Below are 13,125 nucleotides of genomic sequence, written 5' to 3' on the forward strand. Positions count from 1 at the left end.
AGGAACGGGATCCGCCAACCCCACGCCTCGAAGCTGTCACCGGTCCAGTCGCACCACGCCGGTGGAGGTGACCAGGCCGAGCGGCACGCCGAGCTGCGGCCAGCCGGCCATCAGTCCGCGCCGCCGGATCGAGCCCCACTCCATCGACAGCAGGACCGAGCCGCCCCACTCGCCGCCGACCCCGATGCCCTGGCACACCCGCAGCAGGGTGAGCAGCACCGGCGCGGCGTAGCCGATGGTGGCGTAGGTGACTTCGGCCATGCGGGCCTCCCGGGGGAAGACCTCGAATATCGACCGGCGCCGATGCGTACGTCAAGTCTTGAGGGCTTTGGTGAAGCGCGCCCGATAGGTCGAGGCGCTCAGCCCGTAGTGCGACTTGAAGCGGCGGGCGAAGTAGTTCTGGTCGGGCCAGCCCACCGACTCGCCGATCCGGTTGATCGGCTGGTCGGTGTGCAGGAGGCGGGTCGCGGCCAGCTCGACGCGGTGCCGGGAGAGGTAGGCCATCGGCGGCAGCCCGGTCGCGCCCTTGAAGAGCCGCACCAGGTAGCCGGGCGCCACGTGCAGCGCGGCCGCCAGCTCGGTGAGCGTCCAGTGATATTCCGGCCTTTCCTCCATCATTCGCATCGCGTCGAGCACGGCCGGGTGGGTGGTGCCGTGCGAGACGGACTCGTCGACCAGGGCCCGGGCCAGCGACGACAGGAACAGCGTCAGCCGGCCGACCAGGTCACCCCGGTAAGTGGCGAGCGGCGCCTCGCGCAGGTCGTGCAGCGCCTCCAGATGCTCGACGCAGGCGGCGAGATCCGCGCCGGCGAGGTGCCCGGTGAGAATGCCGCGGCGCTGCTCGGCGTACGGCCCGGTCCACAGCAGGTGCCCGAGTTGCGGATCCTCCCTGGTCCAGGCGAGCTCGCGGCGCAGCAGCTCGGTCGAGAAGCAGCAGTTGTAGAGGTCGAGGTGGGTGCAGTCCTCGTAGCCGTGCCAGACGCCCGGCCGCAAGAGCAACACGTCCCCGACGTGTAATTGCTGCCGGCCGGCCAGACTGCGTTGCGCACCCTCGCCACCCATCACCACGGCGATCTCCACGAAGCTGTGGGTGTGGATCGGATGGGTGTCTTCGTGCAGGTAGTGGCCTGCGAAGGCGAGCGAGCCGTCGATGAAATGCAGCAGCGTCCGGGTCTGCTCGACGGGGAAGACATCCATGCCTCACCGTAGAGCCCAGGTGAATTTCGTGCTAGGTCCGGTGAATCTCGGGCTATTTAGTGGCCTGCGCCACACCGCAGGATCGGGTGCAAGCGAAACGTCTTCGCCATCAAGCCGAAACATTGTGACCAGCATTTCGCGCAGCGGTTCTTGAATCGTTTCACCTCGATGGAGTGTCATGCCCGACCTTGCCGCACCATCCGCCCTCCGCTTCGAACACCACCCCGCCGGCCGCCCGGCCCTCGGCATCGGCACCGCGACGCCGCGCCTGTCCTGGGTGGTCACGGCCGCCCCGGACGACTGGAGCCAGGCGCGCTACGAGCTCGAGATCACCCGCGGTGGTCAGGCCGAGGTGCACCCGGCCGCCTCCGGCGAGCAGGTCCTGGTGGCCTGGCCGAGTGCGCCGCTGGCGGCGCGCGAGTCGGCGAGCGTCCGCGTCCGCGTCGGTGACGCCGCCGCCTGGAGCGACTGGAGCGCCCCGGCGGAGGTGGAGGCGGGTCTTCTCGCCCCCGCCGACTGGACCGCCCGCTTCGTCAGCCCCCGCGATACCGCCCTCGACGCCCCGGCGCCGATCGTGGCGAGCGCCCTGGAGCTGCCCGGCGAGGTCGTCAAGGCGCGCCTCTACGCCACCGCGCACGGCCTCTACGTGGCCCGGATCAACGGCGAGCGGGTCGGCGACGAGCAGCTCGCCCCGGGCTGGACCGCCTACCGGCACCGGCTGCGCTACCAGACCCACGACGTCACCGCGCTGCTGCACGCCGGCGGCAACGACGTGGAGATCCTGCTCGGCAACGGCTGGTACCGCGGCCGGCTCGGCTTCCAGGGCGGCCGCGCGATCTACGGCGACCGCCTGGCCGCCCTGGCCCAGCTGGAGGTCACCCTGGCCGACGGCAGCACGCACGTGCTGAACACCGACGGCGGCTGGACCGCCCGGGAGAGCCGGATCGTCGGCGACGACCTCTACGACGGCCAGCGCACCGACCTGACCCGCGCCGAGGGCGATCGCACCCCGGTCGACGTGCTCGACGCCGACCTGTCCCTGCTGGTGGCGCCGGACGGGCCGCCGGTGCGGATCACCCAGGTCCTCCCGGCGGTGAGTGTCACCACCTCACCCAGCGGCAAGACCCTCGTCGACTTCGGCCAGAACCTGGTCGGCTGGGTGCGCGTCACGGTAAGCGGAGCTGCCGGGGAGGTGACCATCCGGCACGCCGAGGTTCTGGAGGACGGCGAGCTCGGCGTGCGGCCGCTGCGCACCGCCCGGGCCACCGACAGCTACGTGGTCGACGGCGACGCAGTTCTGGAGCCGGAGCTGACCTTCCACGGCTTCCGGTACGCCGAGGTCACCGGGGTCGACGATCTGCTGGCCGCCGACATCGAGGCCGTGGTCATCCACTCCGACCTGGAGCGGACCGGCTGGTTCGACAGCGACCACGAGCTGCTCAACCAGTTCCACGACAACGTCGTGTGGGGCATGCGCGGCAACTTCGTCGACGTGCCCACCGACTGCCCGCAGCGCGACGAACGGCTCGGCTGGACCGGCGACATCCAGGTCTTCTCCCCCACCGCGAGCTTCCTGTACGACACCGCCGGGTTCCTCGGCAGCTGGCTCGCCGACCTCGCCGCCGAGCAGCAGAAGGACGGCTCGGTCCCGTACGTCATTCCGGACGTGATCCGCCGCCCCGGCCCGGCCACCGCCGCCTGGGGCGACGCCGCCACCATCGTGCCGTGGGTGATCTACCAGCGCACCGGCGACCGGGACGTGCTCGAACGGCAGCTGCCGAGCATGCGCGGCTGGGTCGACAGGATGGCCGCGCTGGCCGGCGACAACCTGCTCTGGTCGGGTGGTTTCCAGTTCGGCGACTGGCTCGACCCGACCGCCCCGCCCGAGGACCCGTTCCGGGCCAAGGCCGACCCGGACGTCATCGCCACCGCCCACCTGGCCCGCTCGGCCGAGGTGGTCGCGCTGGCCGCCGAGGTGATCGGCGACGCCGACACCGCCCGCGAGTACGGCGAGCTGGCCACCAAGGTGCGCGACGCGTTCGCCCGCGAATACGTCACCCCCGGCGGCCGGGTCCTCAGCGACGCCGCCACCACCTACGCGCTCGCCCTGCAGTGGGCGCTGCTGCCCGACGCCGCGCAGCGGAAGAACGCCGGTGACCGGCTCGCCGACCTGGTCCGCGGCGCCGGCTTCCGGATCAGCACCGGCTTCGTCGGCACCCCGCTGATGACCGACGCGCTCGCCGACACCGGCCACGCCGACCTCGCCTATCGGCTGCTGCTGCAGACCGGCTGCCCGTCCTGGCTCTACCCGGTCACGATGGGCGCCACCACGGTCTGGGAGCGCTGGGACAGCATGCTCCCGGACGGCAGCATCAACCCGGGCGAGATGACCTCGTTCAACCACTACGCGCTCGGTGCCGTCGCCGACTGGCTGCACCGCCGGGTGGCCGGCCTCGCCCCGGGCGCTCCCGGCTACCAGCTCATCGAGGTGCGCCCGCTGCCGAGCCGGCGGCTGGCCCGGGCTTCCGCCCGGCACATCACGCCCTACGGCGAGGCCTCGGTCGCCTGGGAACGCTCCGGCGGCGACCTGCGGCTCGAGCTCACCGTTCCGGTCGGGGCGACCGCGGTGGTCACCCTGCCGGGTCAGGAAACGCCTGTTGAGGTACGCCATGGGCGGTACGAATGGACCGTGCCCGACGCGTACGCCCCAGAGGAGCAAGCACCTGCCGAGCCGACCATCCGGCAGTTGATGGACCACGAACCCAGCTGGGACCGGCTGGTTTCGGCCGCTCGCGAAGCGGGCGTGGCGACGGACGAGGCCGCGCTCGCCGATCGCCTCACCCGGTTCCTCGACGCGCCGGCGACCACCGTCGTCGACGCCGCCACCGCGGATGGCTTCATCCCGGGCGCGGACCGCATGCGCGCCCTGTACGAAACCGAATGATCCCCTCTCCCTCCGGAGGATTGCGATGAGAACACGCCACATAGCGATCGCCCTGCTCGCCGCGACGTCGATGGCCCTGACCGCGTGCAGCGCGGGCAGCCTCGGCAGCAGCGACGACAAGGGCGGCGACGGTAAGGTCACGCTCACCTACCTGATCGACAACGGCCAGGAGACGCTCAAGGTCGCCGAGCAGATGGTGAAGGACTTCACCGCGAAGAACCCGAACATCACCATCAAGCTCGACACCCGGCCGCAGGGCACGGACGGCGACAACCTGATCAAGACCCGGCTGTCGACCGGCGACATGAGCGACGTGTTCATGTACAACTCGGGCTCGCTGTTCCAGGCGATGGCCCCGGAGAAGAACCTGGCCCCGCTCGGCGACACCGAGAACATCGGCCAGCTCGACAAGAACTTCACCACCGCGGTCACCTCGAACGGCAAGATCTACGGGGTTCCGCTGGGTTCGTACATGGCCGGCGCGATCCTCTACAACAAGGACGTGTACGCCAAGCTCGGCCTCCAGGTCCCCAAGACCTGGGCCGACTTCATGGCCAACAACGCGAAGATCAAGGCCGGCGGGGTGGATCCGGTCATCCAGACGTACGGCGAGACCTGGACCTCGCAGCTGTTCATCCTCGGCGACTTCGCCAACGTGACCAGCGCCGACCCGGACTGGGCCGACAAGTACACCAAGAACCAGGCGAAGTACGCGACCACCCCGGCCGCCGAGGCCGGCTTCCAGCACCTGCAGGAGGTGCACGACGCCGGGTACACGAACAAGGACTTCGCCTCGGCCAAGCTCGCCGACGGTCTGCGCTACCTGGCCCAGGGCAAGGGTGCTCAATACCCGATCCTGTCCGCCCTGCTCAGCCAGCTGATCGCCGACAACCCGGGCAGCGAGAACAAGATCGGCCTGTTCCCGATCCCGGGCACCGACGCCGCGAAGAACAACCTGACCGTGTGGAGCCCGAACGGCGTCTACATCCCGGCCACCACCACCGGCGCCAAGCTCGACGCGGCCAAGAAGTTCCTGGCCTACATCGCCAGCCCGGACGGCTGCACCTCGCAGACCACCGCCTCCACCCCGACCGGACCGTACGCGGTGAAGGGCTGCACGCTCGGCGACGTGCCGCAGGCCGTCAAGGACATGCAGGGCTACATCGACTCCGGCAACTCCAGCCTGGCGCTCGAGTTCGTCTCCCCGGTCAAGGGCCCGGCGCTCGAGCAGATCTGCGTCGAGGTCGGCTCCGGCATCCGCAAGGCTGATGCCGCCGCCAAGCTCTACGACGAAGATGTCAAGAAGCAGGCCCAGCAGCTCGGCCTCGAAGGCTGGTAGGAATCGATCGTGGCAACCACCACCGTGCACCGGTCCGCCCGGACGCGTAACAGCGCGTCCGCGGCGGGCCGGGTACGGGCCCACAGCCCGTACACCAGTTGGTTCTATCTTCCGGCCGCGGTCATCTACGGCGTGCTGTTCCTGGTGCCGACGGTCATCGCCTTCTACTTCAGCCTCACCCGGTGGAGCATCTTCGACTCGAAGTTCATCGGGTTCGACAACTACGTGACGTTCTTCCAGGAGCCGGGCCTGATCAGCAGCCTCTGGCACACCCTGGTCTACGCGGTGCTGACGTCCGGGGCGAAGGTCGTCCTCGGTCTCGGCCTGGCCATCCTGCTGACCTCGCAGATCGTCGGCCGCGGCTACCTGCGCTCGGTGGTGTTCTTCCCGGTGCTGGTGTCGACGATCGGGGTCGGCCTCACCTTCACCGTACTGATGAACCCCGAGCGCGGCCTGATCAACCAGTCCCTGGACCTGATCGGCATCACCGGACCGGGCTGGCTGACCGACCCGTCGCTCGCGCTGATCTCGGTCGCCCTGGTCGACATCTGGAAGGGCGTCGGCCTGGCCACCCTCATCTACATCGCCGGCATCGTGTCGATCCCGCAGGAGTACTTCGAGGCGGCCCGCGTCGACGGCGCCGGCGCCTGGGACAACTTCCGGCACATCGTGCTGCCGCTGGCCCGGCCGGCCACCGTCACCGTGATCATCCTGTCGCTGATCGGCGGCCTGCGGTCGTTCGACCTGATCTGGGCGATGACCCGCGGCGGCCCCGGCTTCACCTCCGACGTCATCGCGTCGGTGATCTACAAGCAGTACCAGGCCGGCTTCTACGGCCTGTCCACCGCCGGGAACGTCGTGCTGTTCCTGGTGGTCACGGCGATCATCCTGCCGCTGTCGCGGTTCCTCAACCGCAAGGAGGTCGAGCTCTGATGCCGCGGAAGAACTACGCGCTCAGCGCGATCGCGATCCTGGTGTCCGTCGTCGTTTTCCTGGTGCCGTTCGCGTTCATCCTGCTCACCGCGATGAAGACGCAGCAGGAGGCGTCGCTGCTCAACTTCAGCTGGCCCACCCAGTTCCGCTTCGTACAAAACTTCATCGACGTGGTCCAGGCCCGCGACTACATGCTGATCATCGCGTTCATCAACAGCACCATCCTCACCGTCGCCAGCGTGACCCTGATGGTGGTGTTCGGCGCGATGGTGGCGTTCACGCTGCAGCGCAAGCGGAGCCGCTGGAACGGCCTGATCAACATGTTCGTGCTGGCCGGCCTGATCATCCCGCCCGCGGTCGTGCCGACCATCTGGGTCCTGCAGAAGATCGGGTTGTTCCGCACCATGCCGGGCCTGATCCTGGTCGAGATCGCGTTCGGCCTGGCCTTCGTCATCCTGCTGTTCCGGGCGTTCATCGGCACCATCCCGCGCGAGCTCGACGAGGCCGCGGTGATCGACGGCGCCGGCCCGGCCCGGCTGTTCTTCCGGGTGATCCTGCCGCTGCTCAAGCCGGTCATCGTGACGTCGGTGGTGGTGCAGTCGGTGATGGTCTTCAACGACTTCACCAACCCGCTCTACTTCCTGCCCGGCGACCAGAACGCCACCGTCCAGCTGACCCTGTTCAACTTCTCCAGCCAGTACTCGACCCAGAACAACCTGCTCTTCATGAACATCCTGCTGATCACGATCCCGCCGCTGATCATGTACCTGTTCTTCAACCGGCAGATCGTCGCCGGCATGACGGCGGGAGCTGTCAAGGGGTGACACGGTTGCGTTGATTGGGTACTCCTGAGACATGCGCGCGCATCGGATCGGTCTGTTGGTGGCGGCGGTGCTGATCGCCGGGTGCGGGCTGGCCCCCACCCCTTCGAATGATGGCGCCCGCCCTGAGCAGGGCTCGTCCGATGTGGTGACGAAGTCGCTCAAGGACGTCGAACGGTTCTGGAAGGCCAACTTCCCCGGCATCGCCGCCGGCAAGGCCTTCCAGCCGATCAGCGGCGGCTACTTCCCCTACACCGAGACGACCCCGCCGCCCGACTGCGGCGGGCAGGACTTCGAGTACCAGCCGAACGCGTTCTACTGCCCCGACGGCGATTTCATCGCCTGGGACGCCCAGCAGCTCATCCCGCAGCTGCAGGAGGGCTTCGGGCCGTTGCTGGTCGGGGTGGTGATGGCGCACGAGTACGGGCATGCCATCCAGGCCCGCGTCGGCGACATCCAGCAGCCGACCGTGGTGCTCGAACAGCAGGCCGACTGCTACGCCGGGGCCTGGCTCGCCGACGTGCAGGCCGGCCGGTCGACGGCGTTCAAGAAGCCGTCCGCGACCCAGGTCGACAACACCGTGGCCGGCATCCTCATGCTGCGCGACCAGCCCGGCACCCCCGCCCTCGCCGACGGTGCGCACGGCAACGCGTTCGACCGGGTGCGGGCGCTGCAGGAGGGCGTGCAGCAGGGCGCCAAGAAGTGCGCCGGCTACTCCGCTGGCAATCTGCAGGTCACCGAGGTGCCGTTCAGCACCGAGGAGGAGGCGGCCACCGGCGGCGAGCTCCCGTACGCCCAGGCGGTCAACGCGCTCGCCAAGGACGCCGAGGAATTCTGGACCCGCACGTTCCGGGAGCTGCCCGGCGGCGGCGACTGGCCGCAGCTGGGGGTCGAGCCGTTCACCGACGGCGCCCCGCCGGACTGCAACGACCCCGACGAGACCGCCGAGGGTGCCGCGTTCTACTGCCCGTCCGGCAACTTCGTGGCGTTCGACAACTCGGACCTGGGGCCGCGGCTCTACCAGCAGATCGGCGACTTCGCGATCGGCATGCTGCTCGGCGACCTGTTCGCCCGGGCCGCCCAGGAGCGCCGTGGCGCCGACACCAGCGGCAAGGCCGGTCAGCTCACGGTCGACTGCCTGGCCGGCGCGTGGACGAACGACCTGCTGACCCGCGACAACCAGAACAACGAGGGCATCCGCCTCTCCCCCGGCGACCTGGACGAGGCGGTGACGGCCCTGCTGGCCTTCGGCCGCGCCGAGGACAACACGGGCCCATCAGCGTTCGACCGGATCGCCTCGTACCGCAAGGGCGTCCTCGAAGGCCTGGGAGTCTGTGTCTAGTGCGGTGTCCACGAACGTTCACCGGGTGTGCCCCGGCTTAGTTGTGGATCCTCGCCCTTAGGCGAGCGACTCCCCACCAAGGTTGGTGGGGCGGGCCTCCGCCGGCCAACAGACCCTGCCGTCACCGTCCGAGGTGGGCGGCGGCGGGGGTCACGCCGTGCACGGGCGACACCGGGGAGGTGTCGTCCGGCTCGACGGTGCGTGACCACCCCACCCGACGCTGCGGGTGGGGTCGTGGTGGCGCCGCCCGGGGTTCGGCCGGCGATGGTGTACGCCGCGGCAAGGTCACGATGCCCGGCGAACGCGCAGTGCGGGCAGGTCATGTTCCTGCCACGGGGTTGGCTGATCCTCTTCTGGCAGGCGGGGCAGGTCGAGGAGGTGCCGCGTTCGTCGACCAGATGCACCCGGATCCCGGCTAAGGCAGCTTTGTCCTGCAGGATCTGCAGGGTGCGGCCGATCTGCCACTGCCGCAGGCGCAGGTTGTGCCGCCGCCCGGCCGGCAGGTCGAGAACTCCGCGGGGATCACCGACGGTCAACGTTCCGATCCGCTGGTGCACGGCCCAGCTGACCACTGTTTTCGCTGCTTCATGCAGGGCTTGCCGGACCCGGCGCCGGTGGCGGCCTTCGACCAGCCGGGCCCGCCGCCGGGTCTTGCGCCACCGCCGGGAACCGCGCTGTCCCTTGCCGGGCGCGCGGGCAGCGGCGGCCCGGCGGCGGCCTTTGGTGTCGGCCAGGTGCATCCGATGTTCAGCCCGGATCGCCCGCCCCGAGACCAGCAAACTGTGCCCGCCGCCGGCGGTAGCGACGGCGAACGGGTGGATGATGCCGAGGTCGACCCCGGCGACGCGGCGCGGGTCGGGTTCCTGCCCGGCCGAATAGGCGGTGACCGGCAGTTCTACGGTGATGTCGACCGATAGGCGGCCGTCGGCGAACAACAACGTCACCGACCGGACCGTGTCTGCCGGATACGGGATCGGCCGGTCCAGGCGGACCGTCAGTGGTGGGCAGCCGCGGGCGGTCGGTATCCGCAGGACTCGGACGGTGACGGTGAAGGTGCCATGATGCCAGCGGACCGGCATCAACCCGCGACGTCGGCGGGGGAACCTCACCTCGACATGGCCGGCTTTGCGGCGGGCGGCCGCGGAGAACCAGGCGTCGGAGTAGCGGCGCAGCACCGACCGGGCGCCGGTGGTGTCCAGCTCACCGAACGTGCCCGGACCCGACTGCGCCAGTAGACGACACAACTCCTGATAGCCCGCCGCCGGCTTGTCCCGGCGGCGACGGCGCCACGCGTTGATCTCCAGCACGCACGCCCACACGTCACCGGCCGAGCGCAACAGGCCGAAACAACGCTGCCGCTGGGCGCGGGTGATGCGTAACCCGATCCGGGCGGTGCGGTGCACCACCGGTCCTGTTCCCGCTTCCCGATATCTAGGCATGAGACCAGTATTACTGGACAGCTAGGCGTACGACAACCCCTTCGTGATGCCACGCCGACAAGAACTCTTCGAGCTCGGACCCGGCGAACGTTCATGGACACCGCACTAGCTGGCTTCGCTGATGCGGGGTTTCGGGATGGCCGGGAGCGGTGCGGCTGCGCGGTTATTCAGGATCACCGCTACCAGGCCCAGCAGGACCATGGCTACGATCGCGTCCAGCCAGTAGTGGTTGCCGGTCACCACGACCACGAACAGGGTGATCGCCGGGTGGGCCAGCCACAGCCAGCGCCAGGCGCTCGTGGTCAGGCTCATCATCGCGATCGTGATGGCCAGGGCCCAGCCGACATGCAGGGACGGCATCGCGGCGTACTGGTTGGTCAGCGTGTCGGTGCTCGGCGCGCCGTAGACGGCCGGGCCGAGCAGGCGGCCGGTGTCGACCATGCCGATCGCGGTCAGCATGCGCGGCGGGGCCAGCGGCATCAGCAGGTGCACGACCAGGGCGGAAGCGGTCAGCCAGGCGAGCAGGCGCCGGGTCGGCTTGTAGCGGTCACGGCGCCAGACGTAGAGGAAGATCAGGCAGGCTGCGGTGGCCGGGAAATGGACGTACGCGTAATAACAATTTGATGCCTTTATCAGCCATTCGTGGCTGAGCAGCGAATGCTGCAGGCCGTACTCGCTCGGCAGATGCAGCAGGCGCTCGAAATCCCAGACCCGCTGGGCGTTGGCAATCGCCTCACCGACGTGACCGTCGGCCGCGAGCCGCCCGACCTTGTACGCCATGAACAGCACCGCCACCAGCAGGATCTCTCGGAGAGCCCGCTTGACCTCCGCCCGCTGTATCCCCTTTTCTCGGGTTTTAAGGTTCTCCGGCGCTCGGTCCTGCAGCAGGCTCATTCCGCGTCTCCCCCCGGGTACGGCAGGCGTCCTGGTAACCCCATGCCCACCGTTCCGCGAAGATCGGATCGGTGACCGGCCTGCGATCTTCGCAGACGCGCGCCACCCCGCGGTATGAGCCCCTTCACCTGCGATCCGCGCGGCGTTCACGTGCGTCCGGACGAACCACCCCTATCGTCCGAACCGGTCATAGCGCCCTGGTCTTGGCCCACTAGGATCGCGGAATGCCGGCGATAGTGGAACTGCTCGCGTCTCCGGTTCACCGTTTCGAGGGACGGCCGTCCGACGGCCCGGCTCCGGCCCCGCCGGGCGAGGTGGTCACGTCGATCCAGATCCGGGCCGGGCTGGGCATCGTCGGCGACCGCTACTTCGGCAAGCCGGCCCACCGCGACGCGAGCGTGACGGTGATCGCCCGGGAGTCCCTGCCGGCCGGCACCGGTTTGGCGGCGGTGCGCCGCAACATCCTGGTGACCGGCCTCCCCGTCGACGACCTGGTCGGCCAGATCCTGACCCTGGACTCCGGCGACGGCCCGATCCGCCTGCAGGTGAACCGCAAGGCCCACCCGTGCGCATGGATGGACGTCACGGTCGCCCCGGGCGCATGGAAGGCGCTGCGCGGCCACGGCGGCATCCGCTGCACCCCACTGGACGACGGCATCCTGAGCGTCGGCCCAGTGACGGCATTCTGCACCGCCGCCGACGGACCCCAGCCCCACCGGCCAAGACAGGAGCGTCGTGTTGACCGTCAACATGACATCAACATGTCAACGTCGTCAGATTGACGTCCACATTGATGCAGTCAACACGACTCCGCCTCGCCGGGCGCCGCGGGACGGGCGCCGCGGGACGGGCGCCGGCGGGCGGGCTTCAGGACGTGGGCGTGGCGGCGGTGATCAGGGTGGTCAGGCTGGCGGCCAAGTGGGGCAGGCCCCCGTGGGGTGGGCCGCCGGGCTCGGTCATGTAGCCGTCTCGGCGGATCTCGATCATCAGGGATGTCACGCGCGGGTCGGTCTGCCAGCGGTCGCTCGGGACGTAGCAACCGGCGAACGGGGTGTTCAGGGCTACGTCGCCGAAGGCCTCGGTCGCCGCCTCGATCAACTCGGGTGGGGTGTGGAAGCTGTCGGTGCCGAGGCAGACCGGTGGGCGCGGGTCGGTGCCGTGCAGCTCGTACGGGAGCGCGGTGGTGGGGTACGAGTGCACGTCGAGGATCACCGCCCGGCCGGTGGTGTTGATCCGGTCGGCTACCAGGGTTGCCAGCGCATGCGCGTACGGCCAGTAGTGCGTTCGGAGCGCGGCCTCCGCGCGTACGAAAGCATCGTCTCGCAGCCTTCGCCTCGCGAAGCCGTGCGTGTACACCGCGCCCATGCCGACGGTTTCCATCTCCTCGGTCTCGCCGAGGAAGCGTTCCGGGTCGACCACCAGGCGTGACCAGCGGTTTTCGAAGATCCATGGGCGGATCGGAGCCGCCTGCGCGGCCTGGGCGGCGATGACGTCGGTGTGCGCGTCGGTCAGGTTGTCCAGCTCCTCGGTCAGCTCGCCGGCCGTGATCAGCAGGCTGTCGACGGCCTCCTCGGTCATCGCCCGGGCAGCGTGCGGGACGTGCAGGATCACCGGGGACTCGGCGGCGCCGGGGCGGATCTCGAAGATCATTCGAAACACTAACTCTGACCGCTGAGCCGATCTCGGTTGCTGCCGATGGGGCCGATAAGGCGGAATGTCGACGGCGGGGGCCGGCGGTTTCGTGCGCCAGAAGTCGACCAGAACCCCTGCACGCAGGCGCAGACCAACGTCGCCACCGCACCGAGTGCACGGCGCACGCTGACCGCGGACAACTCCGCCCGGCGCATCTCCGGGCCGGTCGGCGAGGTCACCGACGCGAATATCTACGGCAACAACCGGGAGGGGCCGTCGACCACCCGGACGCCGCGTGCACGCTCCAGCCGGTCGAGCGTGGCGAGGACGCCGTCATTGAGGCGGGAGGCGGGGAAGCACAGAACGACGAGTTCCAGCGGGCCGAGTGCCATGAGACGCAGCATGCGCCGGGCCGGGCCGGGCCGGGCCGGGCCGAGCCGAGCCGGGCCGGGCCGAGCCGGGCCGAGCCGGGCCGGGCCGAGCCGGGCCGGGCCGAGCCGGGCCGGGCCGAGCCGGGCCGAGCCGGGCCGAGCCGAGCCGGGCCGAGCCGGAGCCGAGCCGGGCCGAGCCGGAGCCGAGCCGGG

General features: G+C 69.7%; 11 protein-coding genes and 1 pseudogene. 6 read left to right on the forward strand and 6 right to left on the reverse strand.

Annotation, left to right across the window (positions count from 1 at the left end; all coding sequences use genetic code 11):
* Window positions 1-36: 36 nt before the first annotated feature.
* Both Adu01nite_RS30995 and Adu01nite_RS31000 read right to left on the reverse strand, forming a co-directional pair.
* Window positions 37-261 (reverse strand): hypothetical protein, encoded by a 225-nt coding sequence (locus tag Adu01nite_RS30995; RefSeq protein ID WP_203732013.1) that lies wholly within the window; start codon window positions 259-261, stop codon window positions 37-39.
* Between the two features lie 51 nt (window positions 262-312).
* Complete coding sequence (locus Adu01nite_RS31000; RefSeq protein ID WP_203732015.1) at window positions 313-1,197, reverse strand: helix-turn-helix transcriptional regulator; 885 nt, start codon at window positions 1,195-1,197, stop codon at window positions 313-315.
* A 178-nt stretch (window positions 1,198-1,375) separates the two neighbouring features.
* Here Adu01nite_RS31000 and Adu01nite_RS31005 point away from each other — a divergent pair, with 178 nt between their 5' ends.
* Genes Adu01nite_RS31005 through Adu01nite_RS31025 form a run of 5 tightly spaced genes read left to right on the forward strand, consistent with a single transcriptional unit; the run spans window position 1,376 to window position 8,576 of the window.
* Complete coding sequence (locus Adu01nite_RS31005; RefSeq protein ID WP_203732017.1) at window positions 1,376-4,141, forward strand: alpha-L-rhamnosidase; 2,766 nt, start codon at window positions 1,376-1,378, stop codon at window positions 4,139-4,141.
* 25 nt (window positions 4,142-4,166) lie between these two features.
* Window positions 4,167-5,480, forward strand: a complete 1,314-nt coding sequence (locus tag Adu01nite_RS31010) for an ABC transporter substrate-binding protein (RefSeq protein ID WP_203732019.1) — start codon at window positions 4,167-4,169, stop codon at window positions 5,478-5,480.
* Window positions 5,481-5,489: 9 nt separating this feature from the next.
* A complete protein-coding gene (locus tag Adu01nite_RS31015) occupies window positions 5,490-6,413 on the forward strand; it encodes a carbohydrate ABC transporter permease (protein ID WP_203732021.1) in 924 nt (307 codons plus the stop codon).
* Entirely contained in the window at window positions 6,413-7,237 is an 825-nt protein-coding gene (locus Adu01nite_RS31020) for a carbohydrate ABC transporter permease (RefSeq protein ID WP_203732023.1), read from the forward strand. The genes Adu01nite_RS31015 and Adu01nite_RS31020 overlap by 1 nt, the downstream gene beginning before the upstream one ends.
* Window positions 7,238-7,268: 31 nt before the next feature.
* A complete protein-coding gene (locus Adu01nite_RS31025) occupies window positions 7,269-8,576 on the forward strand; it encodes a neutral zinc metallopeptidase (protein ID WP_203732025.1) in 1,308 nt (435 codons plus the stop codon).
* Here Adu01nite_RS31025 and Adu01nite_RS31030 read toward each other — a convergent pair.
* Together Adu01nite_RS31030 and Adu01nite_RS31035 are read right to left on the reverse strand one after the other, a co-directional pair.
* A complete protein-coding gene (locus tag Adu01nite_RS31030; protein WP_203732026.1) occupies window positions 8,573-10,015 on the reverse strand; it encodes an RNA-guided endonuclease InsQ/TnpB family protein in 1,443 nt (480 codons plus the stop codon). The two genes, Adu01nite_RS31025 and Adu01nite_RS31030, sit on opposite strands and share 4 nt — an antisense overlap.
* A 105-nt stretch (window positions 10,016-10,120) precedes the next feature.
* Window positions 10,121-10,909 (reverse strand): phosphatase PAP2 family protein, encoded by a 789-nt coding sequence (locus Adu01nite_RS31035; protein WP_203732028.1) that lies wholly within the window; start codon window positions 10,907-10,909, stop codon window positions 10,121-10,123.
* Window positions 10,910-11,133: 224 nt separating this feature from the next.
* Between Adu01nite_RS31035 and Adu01nite_RS31040 the strand changes: the two are divergent.
* Window positions 11,134-11,589, forward strand: a pseudogene (locus tag Adu01nite_RS31040) (molybdenum cofactor biosysynthesis protein); the annotation flags it as partial.
* Between the two features lie 187 nt (window positions 11,590-11,776).
* On the opposite strand, the gene Adu01nite_RS31045 reads toward Adu01nite_RS31040, so the two are convergent.
* A complete protein-coding gene (locus Adu01nite_RS31045) occupies window positions 11,777-12,559 on the reverse strand; it encodes an N-formylglutamate amidohydrolase (RefSeq protein ID WP_203732030.1) in 783 nt (260 codons plus the stop codon).
* A 233-nt stretch (window positions 12,560-12,792) separates the two neighbouring features.
* The gene (locus tag Adu01nite_RS31050) at window positions 12,793-12,933 is read right to left on the reverse strand and encodes a hypothetical protein (RefSeq protein ID WP_203732193.1); all 141 of its coding nucleotides are present in this window, start codon (window positions 12,931-12,933) and stop codon (window positions 12,793-12,795) included.
* Window positions 12,934-13,125: the final 192 nt, after the last annotated feature.

The sequence above is a fragment of the Paractinoplanes durhamensis genome (genome assembly GCF_016862175.1).
Taxonomy (GTDB): domain Bacteria; phylum Actinomycetota; class Actinomycetes; order Mycobacteriales; family Micromonosporaceae; genus Actinoplanes; species Actinoplanes durhamensis.